At 39.5% G+C, this 20833-nt stretch carries 8 protein-coding genes; 3 read left to right on the top strand and 5 right to left on the bottom strand.

Annotated elements, in window-relative coordinates; genetic code table 11:
• Window positions 1-13: 13 nt before the first annotated feature.
• On the bottom strand, window positions 14-13279 hold the full coding sequence (locus BTO22_RS07340; protein ID WP_105054926.1) for a retention module-containing protein: 13266 nt from the start codon (window positions 13277-13279) through the stop codon (window positions 14-16).
• Window positions 13280-13499: 220 nt separating this feature from the next.
• On the opposite strand from BTO22_RS07340, the gene BTO22_RS07345 reads away from it, so the two are divergent.
• Window positions 13500-13850, top strand: coding sequence for a DUF2750 domain-containing protein (locus BTO22_RS07345; protein WP_045102277.1), 351 nt, complete (start codon window positions 13500-13502; stop codon window positions 13848-13850).
• 62 nt (window positions 13851-13912) lie between these two features.
• Here the strand turns inward: BTO22_RS07345 and glpT are convergent, their stop codons facing one another.
• Complete coding sequence (gene glpT, locus BTO22_RS07350; RefSeq protein ID WP_105054927.1) at window positions 13913-15268, bottom strand: glycerol-3-phosphate transporter; 1356 nt, start codon at window positions 15266-15268, stop codon at window positions 13913-13915.
• Between the two features lie 325 nt (window positions 15269-15593).
• Between glpT and BTO22_RS07355 the strand changes: the two genes are divergently transcribed.
• Complete coding sequence (locus BTO22_RS07355) at window positions 15594-16688, top strand: YdcF family protein (protein ID WP_105054928.1); 1095 nt, start codon at window positions 15594-15596, stop codon at window positions 16686-16688.
• A 77-nt stretch (window positions 16689-16765) separates the two neighbouring features.
• Here the strand turns inward: BTO22_RS07355 and BTO22_RS07360 are convergent, their stop codons facing one another.
• The gene (locus BTO22_RS07360) at window positions 16766-17407 is read right to left on the bottom strand and encodes a thiopurine S-methyltransferase (protein ID WP_105054929.1); all 642 of its coding nucleotides are present in this window, start codon (window positions 17405-17407) and stop codon (window positions 16766-16768) included.
• Window positions 17408-17664: 257 nt separating this feature from the next.
• On the opposite strand from BTO22_RS07360, the gene BTO22_RS07365 reads away from it, so the two are divergent.
• On the top strand, window positions 17665-19035 hold the full coding sequence (locus BTO22_RS07365; RefSeq protein ID WP_105054930.1) for an L-cystine transporter: 1371 nt from the start codon (window positions 17665-17667) through the stop codon (window positions 19033-19035).
• 387 nt (window positions 19036-19422) lie between these two features.
• Here BTO22_RS07365 and BTO22_RS07370 read toward each other — a convergent pair whose 3' ends face one another.
• Both BTO22_RS07370 and BTO22_RS20155 read right to left on the bottom strand, forming a co-directional pair.
• A complete protein-coding gene (locus BTO22_RS07370; RefSeq protein WP_105054931.1) occupies window positions 19423-19953 on the bottom strand; it encodes a 3'-5' exonuclease in 531 nt (176 codons plus the stop codon).
• A gap of 90 nt (window positions 19954-20043) precedes the next feature.
• Entirely contained in the window at window positions 20044-20427 is a 384-nt protein-coding gene (locus BTO22_RS20155; RefSeq protein WP_258132502.1) for a GGDEF domain-containing protein, read from the bottom strand.
• Between the last annotated feature and the right edge of the window lie 406 nt (window positions 20428-20833).

The raw sequence follows: 20833 nt of genomic DNA on the forward strand, positions 1-20833 counted from the left end.
GTTATAAATAGTACTAATCCACTTTAAACATGTTGAAATCATTATATATTGTACTCAAAATATCTTGATCACTCATTGAGCCTAAATCACTGATCCCAAGAGTGGTACTATCTACGCCTTCTAGCGTTATATCGGTTTTATTACCCAACTCATCAGTGACAGACAATACTGTTTGTGCATTACCATCATCAATATTTACATCAATATGCTGTAACATATCATCCATTGTCGAGCTTGCTTGAATTGAATCAGGTAACAGGTCAGCCAAATCTAAAATATCAGCTTCACCATTAGCGGCTACGCCATCAACAGCAAAGTCAGCAATTGAGGTTTGAGATGGAATCGCAGGACTTCCTCCAATATCTTCAGCAAAATAGAAGATATCATTACCTGCACCACCAGTTAAAATATCATTCTCACCTGATGCATATAAAACATTGTCCCTTTCGTTACCAAACGTATCTGAAACAACAAGATGACCAGAATTAGTTAATGCATTCAACTTCTCTTCATCAGTCATTGTAGCCGTTGGTTCTCCAGCTAATTCATCTAATGTTATACCATCGACAATAATAGTTTGAACCGTTGTCCCTGCTTCATTTATATAAATCTCAGTACTACCATCTACTTCACCAATTTGGATTTGAGACGCTAATACGGCAGAATCCCAAACTGTTGTGATATTTGTAATATCACTCAAATCAATTTTGTCACTATCAAGATCAAAATCTTTAATCACATCACGAGCTAAGTCACCACCAATAGAGGCATTAGTCCAAGTGAAGGTATCTGCAGTACCTGTATCAGAAAGATCTAATGGATTACCAAATAGAAGTTCATCGTTTGTTGTTCCGTTTAAAATATCTGAACCAACAGCACCTTGAATTATGGTTGGAGCGGCAACCACCACGGAAATTACTTGCTGAGTAACGCCTCCTTTTCCATCAGAAGCCTCGACTGTAAACTCGTCCGTTGTATCTGCGGCTAATGCTAATGTACTGTCTTCAAGAAGAATATATGTCCATAATCCAGCGGCATTGATGCTTAATGTACCATAAATCCCAGTAGCTGATGAGGTCGATGCTATTTGCCATCCAATTGGATCATTTTCTACATCGACTGCATTCAACTGACCCGTAACTGTTTCTACAACGCCTTCTTTTACATCAGCAGTACTGCTTCCTGTAATTACTGGAGAATCATTATCACCAGTAATATCTATCGTGATTACTTGTTGTGTAACTTGTCCAGAGGCATCAGTTACATCAATAACTAAAGACTCTTGAGCGCCATCAATACCTATCGCTTGTGAAAGTCCACTATCTAAATCGTATTCCCACTTACCTGTTATTGGGTCAACAATAAATGTCCCATACAAAGGTGTCGATGATGTTGATACGGTATAACCTATATCTGTACCTTCTGGGTCTAGATAAGCAATGGTACCTTCTGCATGCAGCGCTCCGTCTTCAACAACAGCTCCTGTCGTTTCTTGAGTAGTCCCTGCATCGACAATTGGTTGGTCATCATTACCTGTGACACTAACAGTAATTTCTTGAGTTATTGTGCCTCCATTACCATCAGCCACTTCAATCGTGAATTTTTCTGTCGCTACAGTATCACCCAACACTTGAGCTTTATTGTTATCAAGTAAATAGGTCCACTCACCATTGCCATCAACAGTTAAAGCACCATATAAACCAGATAAATCTCCTGGCGTGCCTGCGGTGTTAGGCCCAGAAATCACTGAATAAGTGAAACTTGTATCGGTAAGATCAACATCGGATACATTTAATTGACCTGTAGCCGTTGCTGTACCGTCTTCATCAACACTACCAATGATTACGCTCGATGCATCAATCGTTGGCGCATCATTTTCACCTGTAATATTAATGGTGATAACTTGCTGTATTGTTCCACCAGTTTGGTCTTTTACTTCGATGGTATATGTTTCTTGAGTACCTGTAGCGCCAATCTCTTGAGCTAAGGCATTATTTAATTCATACGTCCACACACCATTCGCATCGACGGTGAAAGTGCCATAAGGTGAAGTCGGTGGATTAATCACATTGTAATCAATGAGATCACCTTCTGGATCCACATAAGCAACCTGCCCAGTAGCTGTCGAGGTTCCATCTTCTACAACAATGCCTTCCGTTACTTGGGTTATTCCTGTGTCAATAATCGGGTCATCATCCGTACCTGTAATATTCACAGTAACATCTTGTGTAATTACCCCACCATTTCCATCATCAATTTGGATAGTAAACGTTTCTGTAATTGTTTCATCACCGATATCTTGAGCTTTATCGTTATCTAATACATAAGTCCATTGACCAAACTCATCAACAGTAACAACGCCATAAGCATCCGATGGTGAATTAGTCACACTAAAATCAAAGGTCGTATCGGTGATATCAATATCTGTAATATCTAGCTGTCCAGACTGACTTAACGTTCCGTCTTCTGCAACATCGACAGAAGTAATACTTGTATTAACGACTTCTGGATCATCATTAGTACCATTGACCGTAAAGGTAATATCTTGCGTACTACTTAAACCATGTTCATCAGTGACTTGAACGGTATAAGTTAATTCTAGTTTTTCACCTACACCAAGTTGTTGAATTTCTAATACTGAATTATCAACAACTAATTTATAGTCACCATTTGGTTCAAAGGTTAATATTCCAAGGCTATCACCACTTAGAACTTCCCATATGTGAGTATCTGCAGTATCAGGATCACCATCGTCCCAATTACCTGTGACTTCAATAGTATTCGATACTGTTACACCACTATCCTCTGTTAATTCAGTTGGTATGGTAACGACTAGACTTGGGGCATCATTTTCACCATTGATGATGATAGTTATTGTCATATCCGTAGAAGCACCAAACTCATCTGTTGCTGTAATTGTGACGGTATCGGTCAGTGTTTCACCTTTTGATAAACTATTTACTGTAGGATCGTTACCATCAACTGTATAGATCCACTTACCTGTAGCTTCATCTACACTAACGACACCATAGCTTCCTTGCATACCAGCACTAACACTGATGCTATCCCCAATATCAGTTACATTAGTTACAAAGTTACCTGATGTAGTACTGCCATCTGTTTCTTGTACGACACCAGTATCCATTCCTGAAATTTGCGGGATATCATTGGTACCAGTGATATTTACCGTTACTTCTTGTGCTGTTTTTGCTCCGTGAACATCAACCGCAAATACGGTAAAGACCTCAGAAACCATCTCACCTTCTTTTAACCCTTGGATATGAGCTTCATTATTATCTAAGGTATAAGTCCATACACCATTTTCATCAATAGTGAACGTACCGTAGGTACCAGTGAGAGTTTTTGCGCTAAAGGTAACCGTATCACCGTTTGGATCCGTTGCGACTAATGCCTTAGAGTCGGTAATTGTTTCATCTTCTTTTAACTCCATAATGATTTGATCATTTTGAACTATTTCTGGTGGTAAGTTTGAGCCATCAATGGTGACTGTCACTGTTTCTGTTGAGGTAGCACCATAAAGGTCCGTAACAGTCACTTCAAAAGTGTCTGATAATGTCTCACCAACCCCAAGGAATTTCACAGCATCTAGCGAAGTGTTTAACTTATATGTCCATCGTCCAGTGTTTTCATTAAGAACTAATTCACCATAGGTTCCTACTTCTGTATTACCAAGATCGACAGTCCCTCCATTATCAGTAATTGACCATACATGAAAATCACCAGCATCAACGTCACCATCATTTAAGTTACCTGAAATTTGGCTATCAGAATCTGTATTTGAAATACTGCCAGTTAATGATCCTGAAATATCTGGAACATCATTTGTACCGGTAACATCAACTTTAAAGATCATCATCACGGGATTGCCGTGCTCATCAACAACTGTCTTACCAAACTTATCTACAACGGTAAGGCTAAATGTATCAGTAACCAGCTCATTTTTATTTAACTGCTGAACTTCTAAAGCGTCATTATCAAGTACATAGGTCCAATTGCCATCATTATCTAAAACCAGTGTACCGTACGTCCCATCACCAGAAACTAAATTCCAAGTAAGGTTAGGCGTTAAACCATCAACATCGTCTAGTTTACCCGTTTGTTCTAATGGACTTCCATCCTCTATGAAATCTATTTCTTCAATAATTAAAACCGTTTCGACATCATCGGCAACACCTATAATTTTAATGGTGATGAGAGAATCTGTACTCTTAGCCCCATGGTTATCTTCGACAACAACTCTAAAGAAATCACGTTCAATTTGTTCTGGTGTGAGCGCTTGTACCGTAGGATCTGCATTATCTAATACGTAAGTCCATTGTCCTGTCGCTTCATCTAACGTTAACCAACCATAAGTGCCTTTAACGGTTATAGAACCGTTAGTTGTATCACCATCTTCATCTGTACGTTTATTGCCGAATATATCCACTAAGTACCAAGTGTGCGTATCACAGCTATCTGGATCGCTCACTTCTAGCTGACCTGAGACTTCAAGAATATCATCTTCAATTACTTCTCCTTGTTCACCGAACAATGGAGAATCAACTATAATTCCCGGAGTATCATTTGTTCCTAAAATAGTTACATTAACTAATACGCTAGAAGTCGTTCCACAACTATCAACAACGGTTACTGTCCATTTTTCGGTGACACTCTCTCCTTCGCACAATGAGTCTACATAGGGCTGAGAGTCATCAACATCGTAAACCCAAGTACCATCAGGATTAACAACAAGATCCCCAAATAAACCACCATTAACAGAAGATGCACCAGATACACTAGTAATCGTACAGCCTGAGGGTAACCCTAAGTCACCAGCAGTTATTGAACCACTTCCATCACCACCAACAAGGACTCCATTTTCATCTACACCTTCTTCTTTCGCTTCAATGTCAATAATTTCATCATACGAACCACCACCACCGCCATCAGGATCCGTATTTCCTTTTACGGTAACTTTGACTTCAAACGGTTCAGATACACCACCGTGCTTATCCGTAGCCGTGACCCAGAAAGAATCAATCCCAATTTCATCAAAATTAAGTGCATTAGTATCTGGATCAAAGTTATCTAACAAATAGGTCCATTGCCCATGTTCATCAATGGTTAATATTCCGTATATTCCCGCCCCATCTTGAACCTGCCAGCTAACTACCTCATCACCTAAATCAATATCATCTGCAATTACGTTGCCTGTTACTTTAGTAAATTGTCCATTAAACGCTTCACCTGCAGGTAAGAAATCCTGTGCATCTTCAATGACTGTTGCAGAACTATCACCAGAAACGACAGGTTTATCATTGGTGCCCACAATAGTAAAATCGATTTGTTCTGTAGTAAAACCACCATTAGAATCATGCGCAACAGCGGCAAAAGTCTCAGAGATGGTTTCCCCTTCATTTAAAGACTGAATCGCGGTCGAATTTTTATCAATTTCATAACGCCATGAACCATTAGCTTCAAGATAAAACGTACCATAGTTACCTACATAGGTTCGAACTTCAAAAGACGTTGTATCTCCAGCATCTACATCTGTGGCAATCAATTGACCAGTAACAATATCTGTCGCTTGATCTTCTTTATACTCTCCAGTTGCTCCGCCTGTAATTTCAGGTAGATCATTAGTTCCTTGAATAGTAATAACGATATCATCAGTTGATTCTAACCCCATAGAATCAGTTACCGTTACGGTAAATGTCTCAGTAAATGTATCATTAGGTCCAAGCGCTTGAATGGCAGCAAGAGAATTCATTAGTGTATATGTCCAACGGCCATTAGAATTCATCGTTAATGAACCATATTGACCAACACCGTTTAATAAATTCCAAGCATGAATATCACCCACATCAGGGTCTGAACTGTTTAACCGCCCCTCAATTGTTGTTGTTTGGTCTTCTATTACTGTTCCGGTTAAAGCACCACTTAAAGATGGTGCATCATTTGTCCCTTCAATCGTAATTTCAACTTCTTTTTCAGAGACTTCACCAAATGAATCCGTTACTTTTACTGTAATAGTATCAACAAGCTCTACACCTTCTTTTAAGCCATTAACAGTACTGTTATTATTGTTAAGAACATAGGTCCAATGCCCGTTATTATCGAGAGTAAACGTCCCGTACTGCCCTGCAGAACCAACAATTTCCCATTCAAGGGTATCCATTGAATCTAAATCACCAGACCGTAAATCGCCTGAGATTTCATTCGGATTCGCATCTTCTTTTATTTCACCAGTAGTATCACCAATAATGCCAGGAGAACTGTTTGTACCCGCAATATCAATAATCACTTCTATTTGATTAGTACCACCTTCACCATCATCAACTTCAACAACAAACTTATCTTGAACCGTTTGGCCAGAAGAAATCCCTATTGTAGCTGGTCTAGAGTTATCTAGTTGATAAGTCCATTTGCCAGTATTAGGATCAATACTTAGTGTTCCGTAAACACCATCCGGAGTGAGAACTGACCATGTATGATCATCTAAGCTATCTATATCAACAGCAGTTAACTCACCAGTTGCTACGTCTTTTCCTGTTGTTCCTTCAATAGCACTACCAGTTGTTGCACCGCTAATCGAAGGTTGATCATTATCACCAATAATATCAATGACGATTTCTTTTGATGTTGATGCACCAAAACTGTCCGTAACTGTTACCGTAAAGCTATCCTGTGCATTTTCACCTTCAGATAGACTTTGAACTGAAGCTTTATCATTATCTAAATTATAAATCCAATGTCCATCAGCACTTAATGTCAATGTTCCGTATGAACCTGTGTTAGAGTCAAGCGTCCAAGTATAAGAGTCACCAATATCTTTATCATCTGGTTCAAGTTGACCATGGACTACCGTGATAGCTGAGTCTTCTTCAACAAGTCCACTTAACTCACCCGATAATTCAGGGATATCATTTGTCCCTTTGACTTTTACAGTGACAGTAACTGTATCAATAGCGCCATATTGATCTTCAACTTGAATGACAAACTTCTCTTTTTCTGTTTGACCTGACAATAAACCTTGAGTAGCTGCTAAAGAGTTGTCAATTGTGTATGTCCACTTTCCACTAGCATCTAATGACAATGAACCATATAAGCCTTGTGCATCGGTTAATAAGGTCCATTCATGTGCATCTGTTGTATCAACATCACCATCGGTTAACTCACCTGAAACAGACGCTTTATTTCCATCTTCCGTAATTGTTTTAGTTGTTTGCCCACCAATTTCAGGGATATCATTTGTACCCAAAACTTCGACAGTAATAATAATAGAATTCATCCCACCATTACCATCATCGACATGAATGATAAACGTTTCAAACTCTTGTTGGTTCTCTGCTAATGCTTGAGTATCACTATTCAAGGGGTCTATGGTATATAACCAATTACCATCGGCATCGACAGTCATATTGCCATATTTACCGGCACCACCACCATCAACAGTCCATGTGTGAGTGTCATTAAAATCAATATCGACAGCTGTTAATGCACCTGTCGCTGTAGGTATGATGTCTTCGACAGCTGTACCTGTTGTTCGTCCAGTAATTACAGGCCGGTCATTAGTACCATTAATCGTTATTTCAACAGTATGTTGTGCATAACCATTATTACCATCACCAACAACAACAACAAAACTTTCAACGACACTTTCACCAGCAGACAATACTTGAGACTCAGTATCTTTAAGTGTATATGTCCATTCTCCAGTGTTGGCATCAATTGAAAAACTGCCTAATTTAGACTCTGAAGCTCCAATAACAAACCAATTATGAGTATCAGATACATCAACATCATCAACAGATAAGGTATCTGAAATGGTTACCGTCTCATCTTCTTTAACAATACCTGTATCATTACTGTCTACGATACTGGGTAAATCATTGGTTCCTTCTAAAGAGATGATGATTTCTTTTTGATCCGTACCGCCTTGCCCATCATCAACCGTAACTATAAAACGATCTTCTGCAGTCTCACCTTCGGCAAGCTGCTGAGTTGCATCTAAGGCATTATTTATGGTGTAAATCCATTTTCCATTGGCATCAACAGTGATCGAACCATAAGAACCTGCAGCTGGTTGAACGTCCCATGTGTGAGTATCTGAAAGATCTACATCATCTACAATTAATTGGCCTTCTGTTGTTTCAATCGCATCTTCTTTTACTGACCCCGATGATTGACCTGATAATTCTGGATCATCATTAGTACCAGTAATAGTAATCTCAACGGTTTCTGTAATAACACCACCTGCACCATCACTGAGTTCTACGGTATAGTATTCTTTTATTGGGTCATCACCAGCACCAAGAGATTGAGCGGCATCATTATCTAATGTGTATATCCAAGTTCCTGTACTTGCATCTAATGTGAATTTGCCATAAGTCCCAGTATCTGAACCAACGATATCCCAATTAAACGCACTCGTCGTATCTTCATCTAACGCGGTTAATGTTCCCGTTGTCGTTAGTGTCGTATCTTCTGTTACTGCACCGACAACATCGCCTCCGATCACTGGTACACCATTCGTACCAACAACCGTGATCACGATTTCGATGGTGTCTGTACCACCTTGGTTGTCATCTACAGTAACAATGAATTTATCTTCTACACTTTGCCCTTCGGTTAAAGCTTGAGTGGCATCTAACGTATTATCTATGGTGTAAATCCACTTACCCGTAGCAGGATCAATTGCAATAGAACCGTAAGTACCATTATTGCTGTCTACACTCCAAGCGTGAACATCGATTAAGTCAACATCATCAACAGTCAGTTGACCTTCTGCCTCTGATTGAGTAGCGGTATCTTCTTTGACTAATCCTGTTGATTGACCTGATACTGTCGGTTCATCGTTTGTACCTGTTATTTCAATAGAAACCATTTCAGTCGTTAATCCACCTTCACCATCATCCACTTGAATTTGGTATTCAACAGTGTGTGTTTCACCATTAGCCAGTGCTTGGACTTGTGCAGCGGTATTATTAAGAGTGTATTCCCATTTACCTGAACCATCGGCATTAGTAGAAACAACAATTGAACCGTATGGATCGGTATTTGAAGAAAGCAGTGTCCATGTATGTGAGTCTAATGTGTCTACATCATCAACAAATAGATCTCCCGTAGTAGTCAATACGGTTTCTTCTGTCACGCTGCCTGATAACACAGAGCTACCTGCAACGCTAGGCAGATCATTGGTACCAGTTACTTGAACAGTCACTGTGTGCGTCACCGTACCGCCATTGCCATCATCGGCAACGATCTCAAACGTTTCGGTTTTCACTTCGCCATTAGAAATGGCTTGAGTCACATCCAAGCTATTATCTAGGGTGTAAGTCCACTTACCCGTTGCATCGACAGTTAATGCGCCATACGTGCCTGCACCATCGGTCACTGACCACGCATGCGTATCGGTGATATCTGCATCGGTTGCTTCTAATTGACCTTCTGCAATCCCTACGCTGTCTTCAACAACCGCGCCAGTATCCGTGCCACTGATGGTTGGGCCATCATTTGAGCCCGTCACCGTAATAGTCACTTCTTGTGTATCGATGCCACCGTGGTTATCTTCAACTTGAACCACATAGACGATGTCCATCGTCTCGCCAACGCCCAACGCAATCACACTTGCTGACGCGGTGTTTAAATCAAACGTCCACTTACCATTAGCGTCAACGCTGAACGTACCCAATTCGTCATTACTGTTCGATTCCACAGTCCACGTGTGCGTGTCTAATGTATCGACATCTTCAAGGGCTAAATCACCGGTCGCACTTTCTGTTGCTCGGTGCTCTACCGCACCCACAATCACGGATGTGTCTGTAATTTCTGGAATGTCATTGGTACCGGTGACTTCAACAGTCACTGTATGCGTCACCGTACCGCCATTGCCATCATCGGCAACGATCTCAAACGTTTCGGTTTTCACTTCGCCATTAGAAATGGCTTGAGTCACATCCAAGCTATTATCTAGGGTGTAAGTCCACTTACCCGTTGCATCGACAGTTAATGCGCCATACGTGCCTGCACCATCGGTCACTGACCATGCATGCGTATCGGTGATATCTGCATCGGTTGCTTCTAATTGACCTTCTGCAATCCCTACGCTGTCTTCAACAACTGCCCCAGTATCCGTACCGCTGATAGTTGGGCCATCGTTTGAGCCCGTCATCGTAATAGTGACTTCTTGTGTATCGATACCACCGTGGTTGTCTTCAACTTGAACCACATAGACGATGTCCATCGTCTCGCCAACACCCAACGCAATCACACTTGCTGACGCGGTGTTTAAATCAAATGTCCACTTACCATTAGCGTCAACGCTGAACGTACCCAATTCGTCATTACTGTTCGATTCCACAGTCCACGTGTGCGTGTCTAATGTATCGACATCTTCAAGGACTAAATCACCGGTCGCACTTTCTGTTGCTCGGTGCTCTACCGCACCCACAATCACGGATGTGTCTGTAATTTCTGGAATGTCATTGGTACCGGTGACTTCAATTGTAATCACTTGTGTTACTTGTGCACCGCTTCCATCCGTAACAATAACCGTAAATGTTTCCGTTTCGGTTTGGCCTTCTGATAATGATTGAGTTGCAGAAAGCGCATTATCTATCGAGTATGTCCACTTACCGTTAGCATCTACTGTTATCTCACCATATAAACCCGTACTCGGAGCTTGTACTGACCATGTTGCAGTATCAGTTGTATCTAAATCAGCAGAAACCAATACACCAGATGCGGTAGCAACCGTATCTTCCACTACAGAGCCAGTGCTTGTTCCACCAATAACAGGGCCATTATTAGAACCTGTTATAGTAATAGTCACTTCTTTAGTATCAAGACCGCCATTTTGATCGTCAACTTGAACGACATAAATTACATCTAAGGTTTCTCCTGCACCTAACGCAAGGAAAACCGCTGCATTTGTATTTAAGTCAAAATTCCATCGGCCGTTTGAATCGACACTAAATGAACCTAACTCGGAGTTATCGTTTGGTTCTACTGTCCAAAGGTGAGTATCTAATCCATCAATATCTTCTAATACTAAATCACCAATAGCAGAAACACTCACTTCTGCAACATCACCAGTCACAACCGATGAATCTGTAATTTCAGGAATATCATTGGTGCCGGTAACTTCAACAATCACTGTGTGCGCCACCGTACCGCCATTGCCATCGTCGGCAACGATCTCAAATGTTTCAGTTTTAATTTCATCTTTAGAAATAGCTTGAGTAACATCTAAGCCATTATCTAGGGTGTAGGTCCACTTACCGGCACTATCTACGCTTAAAGAACCAAATACCCCAGTACCGTTAGTAACAGACCATGATACCGAGTCATTAACATCAGCATCTGTTGCAATTAACTCCCCAGTAGCACTTCCCAATACATCTTCAACAACAGAGCCTGTATCAGAACCACTAATAACAGGGCCATCATTTGAACCTGTAACAGTAATAGTTACATCTTGAAGATCAGTGCCACCGTGGTTATCTGCCACTTCTACTCTGTATATGATATCTAGTGTTTCGCCCGCACCTAACCCAATCACGGCGATAGATGCTGAGTTCAAATTAAACGTCCATTTACCTGTTGCATCAACAGAGAAGGTACCAAGGTCATCATTTGAATTTGGTTGAACAGTCCATGTATGAGTATCTAAAGTATCAACATCTTCAAAAGTCAGATCGCCAGTTGCACTTTCTATAACACGATGCTCAACTGCACCTGCAATAACTGAAGTATCAGTGATTTCTGGATTATCATTCGTACCCGTTACATCAATAGTAATGGTGTGCGTTACTTGTCCACCATTGCCATCATCAGCAATCACTTCAAACGTTTCAGTTTGAGTTTCACCTTGTGATAACGCTTGAGTCGCAGATAAGTTATTATCAATGCTATAAGTCCATTTACCTGTACTATCAATTACAAGCGAACCATACGAACCTAGATTTGGAGCTGTCACCGACCATGACACTGAATCTCCTGCGTCGACATCAACAGCTATTAATTGCCCATCAGCAGAGTCAATTAAATCCTCAACAACACGCCCTGTACTTGTACCACTAATGATGGGTTCATCATTGGTACCATTAATCGTAATAACCACTTCTTGTTCGGCAATACCGCCATTACCATCATCAACTTGAATGGTAAATGTTTCAGTAACAACATCGCCTTTCCCCAGAGCTTGAGTCTCATCTCTAGAATTATCTAATGTGTATTCCCACACACCATTATTTATGGTTAATACACCATAAGTTGCATTACCACCTTCAACAATTGTCCAAGTATGAGTATCTAATGTATCTACATCTGCAACTGTTAATGTCTCACTGACGGTTGGATCAGTATCATCAACATCCCCCTCAGTCAGCTCACCAACAGAAATACCTGAAATCACAGGTTCATCATTAGTACCTACAATAACTACTGTAACCTGCTGAGTTGATGTTAGATTTCCACCAGCAGAAACTGAAACCTCAAACACATCAGTAATAATCTGACCATTAGCTAATGACTGAACTGATAAAGCACTATTATCAAGAATGTATTCCCACTCACCCGTAATTGGGTTTAAAGTTAACGTACCAAATTCACTTGTAGGAGAGCCATTAATCGACCAAGTGTACGAAAAGTTACTTTGAGGATTAGTAACAGCTAATTGACCTTCAGACTCAAAAAGTTCATCTTCTTTTGTTAAACCTGAATTATTTGGTGTAATAATTGGTGTCGCAGGGGCATTCGTTGGATCATTACCACTTAAATTATCGATATCATCTTGATTATCATAGGAGAATACATCCGAAGTAGTGAAGTTTGTTGTTGCGATATCTGAATAATAGCCGTACTCAATCACAACAAAACCACCGTTTGCTGAGCCACCGCCTTCACCAGCAGCAGAAGCTTCAAGGATCTCAGTTGGATCCTCTCCCGCTAAAATGGCATCTTGAATCGCGGCGATATCAAGCTCATCTGTTGATTGTGTAGGATCAAGAGTTACCTTCCCATCTATTGGCTGTACTTGCAGTGGGTCATCCGCTTTGGTTTCATCAAGACAACCCAAACAGTTTTTATCAACCGTCACTAACTTACCGTTAATTTGAACAACCACTTTGGCGTCGTATCCAGTAAACAGCACGGAATCACGCCCAATATTTTGGCCTACACTTACTTTTGTAGGTACACCAGACTGGTTTAATGTATAGGCGTCACCTTCAATTTTTTTTATTTCTATTTGAGAAGGAATTATTGTTTCTTTCATGCAATCACCTACAATCCATTTAGCGGTATAATAAATTAATTTTCATGTGTGTTTTAAGCATAGAATAAAAATGCGTCAATACACAAAATGAAAAACCGTTAATTTGTTGTTATAAAATTATTATCTGATAGTTTTATAACATAATTTTTTCCAAATTTAAGTATCATAATCCGCATAATCCTTTATTATTCACCATGTTTATTTTAATCGAGACATCATCATGAGCAAATTAACGTCAGATACTCAAGCAAACCTAGATCTTTTCATCGCTGAAACGAAAGAAACGCAGCTAGTTTGGAGTCTTTATAACGAAGAAGGTTGGATCTCTGTTGAGTCAACTGAATTTGAAAACTCTGAAGTAATGCCATTCTGGTCTAATAAAGAAGACGCAGCATTTCATAATGTTGAAGAGTGGGCTGATTTTGAAGTAACCGAAATTCCACTAGATATCTTCGCAGAAGACTGGCTAGTAACGTTATCTGAAGATGGTGTTTTAGTTGGTACTAACTGGAACCAACAACTTGAAGGTAAAGAAGTAGAAGCAAGTGATCTTGTGAAACTTTACCTATAAGATCCCGTCTTAAATAAAAATACTAAAGGGCTGTAATTATTACAGCCCTTTTTATTTTCTAATTACACAGTGGCTTGCTCTTTTGCTTTATGATGTGCCTTTTCACCTAAGAAAGCATATGACAAACATATTATGGACAGCACACAAGACGCGACTAAGATCATAAAACCGCCATCCCAACCAAAGTGGTCAACCGTATAACCAAGAATGATATTGGCTGTAACAGCGCCACCAAGATAACCGAATAATCCCGTTAATCCTGCTGCTGTACCTGCCGCTTTTTTAGGAACAAGTTCAAGTGCATAAAGGCCAATAAGCATTACAGGACCGTAAATCAAGAAGCCAATAGCAACCAAAGCAATCATATCAATCGTTGGATTACCTGCTGGGTTAAACCAGTAAACCAACACAGCAATAGTAACAAGAGCCATAAATAAAATACCCGCAGGAGCACGACGTCCTTTAAATACTTTATCAGAAATCCAACCACACAATAATGTGCCCGGTATCCCTGCCCACTCGTATAAGAAATATGCCCAAGACGATTTATCAACCGTAAAGTCTTTCGCTTCTTTTAAATATACTGGAGCCCAATCAAGCACACCGTAACGAATAAGATAAACAAAGGCATTTGCAATCGCGATAGACCAAAGTAACTTATTATTAAATACGTACTTAAAGAAAATCTCTTTCGCTGTCATCTCTGTTTCATGAGATTTATCATAATCATCTGGGTAGTCATTTTTGTACTCTTCAATCGCAGGGAGCCCACAAGATTGAGGAGTGTCACGCAGAGTTATCCATATAAAGACAGCAACTAACGTGGCAAAAATGGCAGGAACATAAAATGCTGAGCGCCAGTCGTCGTTAAATGCCCATAAACCTAATAAGAAAAGAGGGCCAATCAAGCCACCACCCACATTGTGTGCTACGTTCCAAACCGAAACTAGCTCACCACGTTCTTTACGTGACCACCAATGTACCATCGTTCGACCACAAGCTGACCACCCCATACCTTGGAACCAACCGTTCAAAAACAGCAGAATAAACATGGCTGCAATGCTATTTGTTGCCCATGGCATAAAGCCGAAACAAAACATAACAGCGGCAGACATTAATAAGCCAGCACTTAAAAAATACCTAGGATTAGAACGATCAGATACGCTACCCATTAAGAATTTCGAAAGGCCATAAGCAATAGATACCGCAGCCAAAGCGACACCAAGATCACCACGACTAAAGCCTTGATCGATTAAATATGGCATTGCCAAGCTAAAGTTTTTACGGACAAGATAGTAACCAGCGTAACCAACAAAAATACTGATAAACAATTGCCAACGTAATCGTGTGTACGTGCCATCGATCCGGTCGGAAGCGAGACGGTCTATATGCGCTTGGGGTTTGAATATACCAAACATAGTTAACTCCATTATTATATTTTCGATGGGAGACTAAAGCTCGAACGAAGAAAAAATAAATATTCGTTCGAAAGTGCGCGCATTGTGATGTCCAAAAGGATTGGTTTCTGTGACTAATCTTACAAGTTAAAGAATTATCAAAATTAATAAGTAAAAATTAGAGATCAATTGATTTAATTTATGTTTGATTTTTCCTGCTTGTGACGCTAGTTCATACAATTAACATTTGAGTCTGATAAATAAAAATAAATACGATTGCGCTCACAGTACACCATTTTATCAAATCGTAGGATAGCTTCTTCTTGTTGCTAACTTTGGAATCATTATGAAACGCACACTCTTAACCCTTTCTTTGGCGGCTATCCTTTCTAGTTCTTTTTACTCGACGCCAAGCATTGCTGCATTAGATGCGGTTCAACCACAGATTAATTACACAGAAATGACCTCTCAGCGTCAGGTAGTCGACCAATTACTTAATGATGCTTATCAAACCTTTAAAAACCCGGCTCGTATCTCTCATGCAGGTTTTACGGCTAAAATGCCAAGCAACATGGAGATGATCACTAACAACTTACTTGATGCTTATAAACTTGAACCCTATCGTGTCGATTTATTGTTTTCTGCCGCTAATGCTCAGATTTATAACAGCAATGTAGACCGAGCAATTGAGCTATTTTCTCAAATTTTAGATGTGGCTCCTGATGACGTAGATGCTCATTCATATCTTGTAATTTGGCAAAATTTTAAAGGCAACAAAAGCGAAGTAACCAAACATTTAAATGCTCTAGAACAACTAAATAAAGGACGTGTTGCTGATTTGAAAAAAATCATGTCGACCATTGATAGAATCGTTGATACGCCATTAAGTAATACAATCAAAAAACCAGCCAAAGGTAATAATGCAATCATCACCCTAGGGTATGCCTTAAATCCAGATGGCAGCATGAACGACATCTTAATTGATCGATTAAATGCAACGCTAACGATGGCGAAGAAGAACCCTAACACTTACATCGTAGTGACTGGCGGTGTACCTAAAAATCACAAAACCGAAGGTAAATTAATGGCTGATTGGTTAGTGAAAAATGGCATAGATAAATCTCGTATTATTGAAGACAACTACGCCAGAAGTACGGTAGAAAACGCATTATACAGCAGCTACGCATTAGCTCGTCATGATATTGACCACGCTACAATTATTAGTTCGGCAAGCCATGTTCGCCGTGGGCAAGCATTATTTGAAGTGGCTAGCTGGCAGACTGGCCCTAAAGGGATCACGTTTGATACGTATGCCGCTAACGATCGTCCATTAGAAGAATTGAAAATCCCGACAGATGGTGAGTTATTAGGTATTTATCGTGATGCATTACGTGTTTATGGTATGTGGAGCTACCGTTCGTATCCTTTAGAACAACGATAATTTCATTTACTTTCTACATGATAAGTAAGCAAAAGGTGACTAATCTATATCGTCACCTTTTATATTCTGACTATTTATTAATTCTCAATCAACCACACTTCTTCCGCAAAGCGTGATAATCCTTTTTTAATTCTGGGATGATTTGCATCGGCTTCATCACGCAGTAAGCGAGTGATCGTCATACCTGAAAATAGTGAACGAACTTCCTCTTCTGGCACTGAGAATGGAGGTCCTGCCATTTCATCTTGAGCGTAATCTAATGTCACTAATAAGATACGTCCGCCCTCTTTTAAACGAGTGCGTAAAACTTGCACATACTCTACTCGCATCTCTTTAGGCAGGGCAACAAGGGCTGCGCGATCATAAATAAGGTCGGTGGCTTCAATAGGCGCAGTAAAGTAATCACCAGAATAAATGGTAAATTCATCAAACTCATACAATTCAAGACTGCTAGTTAATGCAGTGACTGTTGGTGTGTACAGACGCTCAGCAAAAAAAGCACGCACTGCTATTTTACTTAACTCAACACCCGTGACTGAATTATGCTTCTCTGCAAGCCAATCTAAATCCATTGATTTACCACATAAAGGAACAAAAACACTCTCATTACGACTTGGTTTCAACGCCGACCAATACTGAGTCAAGGTTGGGTTTATGTCCGATAGATGAAAACCTATAACGTTACTTGCCCATTTCTTTTCCCAAAATTCATGATCCATTTCATTTTCCTTTCTGATTAACTTTTATTATTTAGAAATGGTACCTCATCCCCTTATTCTGTTCTACAAATACTCAAATTAGCACCGAACTGATTTATCTATAACCTAAAATACAACCGTTATTCCATTTTATTATATATGATAACTTTTATTACTTATCTTACCAATAGCCTTACCGTTATTATGCCTTTAAATACAAAGGGCTTGTTTCAAATAAATACAATAACGAGCGCACTAACATAAACAGGAAAAGCAGTATGTCATTAGCCGTTATCATCAATTTGATCGTTTTTATCAGTCTTATTTTCTTTCTTAATACGCAACAACGTAAAACTTATACCCTATCTAGACTTGTTCTTATCGGCTTAATTGCTGGTAGTATTTATGGCTTAGCACTTCAACTGCTTCACGGAGAAGGCAGCGATGTTATTAAGGCGACGCTTGATTGGGTAAATATCGTTGGCAGCGGTTACGTTGGCTTATTAAAAATGGTCATCATGCCATTAGTATTAGTGTCTATGTTTTCAGCTGTAGTAAAACTGGATAAATCAGGCTCTTTAGGAAAGATTAGCGGCGTTACTATTAGTGTACTGCTAGTGACAACTATGATCTCAGCCCTGATAGGTATTGCAGTAACTCATACCTTTGGTTTAACAGCAGAAGGCCTAACTGAAGGCGCTCGTGAAACGGCTCGTGTTGCGGTGTTAGAATCTCGTATCAGCACGGTTAGTGATTTAACCATTCCTCAAATGCTTGTCAGCTTTATTCCTACAAATCCATTTGCTGATTTAACAGGTACTCGTTCAACGTCTATTATTGCGGTAGTCATCTTTGCTATTCTTGCTGGTATCGCTGCTCGTAAAGTAAGCCAAGAGAAAGAAGAGTTAGCAGGCCCAATTAATACTTTTGTAGACGTAGCTCAATCTATTGTGATGCGTTTAGTTAAAATGATCATGGCACTAACCCCTTACGGTATCTTGGCGTTATTAACAAAAGTAGTCGCAACCTCAAATGCGGCGGATATTTTAAATCTACTTGGTTTTATTATTGCTTCTTATGTCGCTATTCTTCTTATGTTTGTGGTTCACGGTTTATTGGTTTCATTTGTTGGTGTGAACCCGATTGATTACTTTAAGAAAATTTGGCCTGTATTGACGTTTGCATTTAGCTCTCGTAGCTCTGCTGCAACAATCCCACTAAACGTTGAAGCGCAAATTACAAAACTTCGCGTTCCACCTGCAATTGCAAACTTATCAGCAACATTTGGTGCTACAATTGGTCAAAACGGTTGTGCAGGTATTTACCCTGCAATGCTAGCAGTAATGGTTGCGCCAACAATGGGGATCCCAATTGATGCTCACTTTATTCTGTCTTTAGTTGCCATTATCACGGTGAGTTCATTTGGTATTGCAGGTGTCGGTGGCGGTGCAACATTCGCAGCTCTTATTGTACTTCCTGCAATGGGCTTACCTGTAACAATTGCAGCTCTACTTATCTCTATCGAACCATTAATTGATATGGCTCGTACGGCACTAAATGTCAGCGGTGCAATGACCGCAGGTACAATTACAAGTCGAGTGCTTGGTGAGAAAAGCACGGATGAACAGGTAGAAAGTGCACAAGCGTAAATAAAAATACATGTTCTAATCGTAAAAAGGAAGTCAACATGACTTCCTTTTTATTCTGTAAAAAATGAATACTTCATTTTCATTCATACCAAAGATAATGAAATAAGCATTAGATAAACTAATCTTAAAAAACAATTTTACTTGCTAGAAATAATAAAAAAATTACCTATAATGCGCGCCATACAAAGACGAAATACCTCGTCTTATTACTAAATTAAAGGGTGACGCTGCTATGGCTAAAAAAATCATAACTAAAATCGCAACTGCTTATCAGCGTTCATTTGTTGAACTATACAAGCGCGATAATAAATAAAGTCGATTGAATCAAACGAAAAAAGGAGCTAATCAGCTCCTTTTTAATGTCTCTATTAAATAACCTATTACAATCTATAATATTTTTAATGCTAATTGCGCAAGGTTATATGCATCAACATAACCTGAATGCTGTCTTCCTTCCCACTCAATATTAAGCTCTTCCATTGCTTTTCGCTGACCCATTCTTTCATTTCTCTTACGTGATTTAATTCGATAAATCGTCGCTAAGTTAATAAATTCAACAAATGGAAACTCAATATCTTTCGCTTCACATTCAGCTTTTAAGATCAGTTCATCATGACCCCAAGCCGCATAAATTTTATTTGTGCCACCAAAGTTTTTAATCATAGACTTCAATACACCAGCTAATGGACGGCCTTGCTTTTCAATTTTACGCGGTGTAATACCCGTTAGCTCTACACAGAAAAGAGAAATTTCATCATACTCTGGTTTTACATAATATTGAGCACGTCTAACAACTTCACCTTTAGTTAAATCAATCTCAGCTAACCCAACTTCAATAATCTCCCCTGTTGTTCCTTTACCGTCGACATTCCAACAACACATTTCTAAATCAAAACAGACGATACGATTAAAGTTCATGGAGATCCTTGGTACTCAAATAAAACGGGAGCGCTATTCTACCTAATCAAAGAGAAGAGCGCGATACTATAAAATTTAACTGCTGAAAATTTATTCGTTGATTGTGACTTGATTACGCCCCATCCCTTTACTTTTATACAAAGCCTGATCCGTCACTTTTAATAACGCTTCCAATGTTTCCCCCTTCCAAATAGAGGCACCAAGGCTGATCGTTTGATTAATTTCATAACCATCAAGTTGAGTCGGCGATTGAGCGACAAGTATATGAATCTCATTTGATATTTTAGTTAGCTCTTCTATATTTTTATTCTTAATCACAATAGAAAACTCATCGCCACCAAGACGAGAAATATGAGCAGTATTCCCCAACATATCAGTAACCAGTTGGCTAATGTGGCACAACACTTCGTCTCCTTCAGGGTGCCCATAAGAATCATTGATTTGCTTAAATTCATCAATATCAAAACAAAGCAAAGCAAAGCAAACGGTGTGTTTTCTGCAATATAACGATTCATTACATCTCGTATTGCTCTTCGATTTAATAAACCTGAAAGGTCATCATGCATCGCCATGTAATGTAGTTCTTTGGTTCTTATTTCTAATAAATTTTCTATACGACGTCTATCACGAGTAACAATTGAAGTTAGTGTCGCTATTAAAACCGAAATAGTGAATACCCCAAAGAACATCCAAACTAAAGTGAGTCGTTGATATTCGGTTAATGTGTTATTCGTTTTATATTCAATTTTCCAAATGCGCCCTTCAATATCGATACTCGTCGTGTAATCAATACCACTAAAGTCGTTCCACGTTGCACTTTCGTACATAACAGGGTCATCTTCTGTATCAAATCCAGTATCAACAATGCGAACAACAAGCT

This window comes from Aliivibrio sifiae (assembly GCF_002954705.1).
Lineage (GTDB): Bacteria > Pseudomonadota > Gammaproteobacteria > Enterobacterales > Vibrionaceae > Aliivibrio > Aliivibrio sifiae_A.

Excerpts from the sequence above, each read along its gene's own strand:
- BTO22_RS07340 (WP_105054926.1), bottom strand. The coding sequence starts at position 13,279 with ATGAAAGAAACAATAATTCCTTCTCAAATAGAAATAAAAAAAATTGAA.
- BTO22_RS07345 (WP_045102277.1), top strand. The coding sequence starts at position 13,500 with ATGAGCAAATTAACGTCAGATACTCAAGCAAACCTAGATCTTTTCATC.
- glpT (WP_105054927.1), bottom strand. The coding sequence starts at position 15,268 with ATGTTTGGTATATTCAAACCCCAAGCGCATATAGACCGTCTCGCTTCC.
- BTO22_RS07355 (WP_105054928.1), top strand. The coding sequence starts at position 15,594 with ATGAAACGCACACTCTTAACCCTTTCTTTGGCGGCTATCCTTTCTAGT.
- BTO22_RS07360 (WP_105054929.1), bottom strand. The coding sequence starts at position 17,407 with ATGGATCATGAATTTTGGGAAAAGAAATGGGCAAGTAACGTTATAGGT.
- BTO22_RS07365 (WP_105054930.1), top strand. The coding sequence starts at position 17,665 with ATGTCATTAGCCGTTATCATCAATTTGATCGTTTTTATCAGTCTTATT.
- BTO22_RS07370 (WP_105054931.1), bottom strand. The coding sequence starts at position 19,953 with ATGAACTTTAATCGTATCGTCTGTTTTGATTTAGAAATGTGTTGTTGG.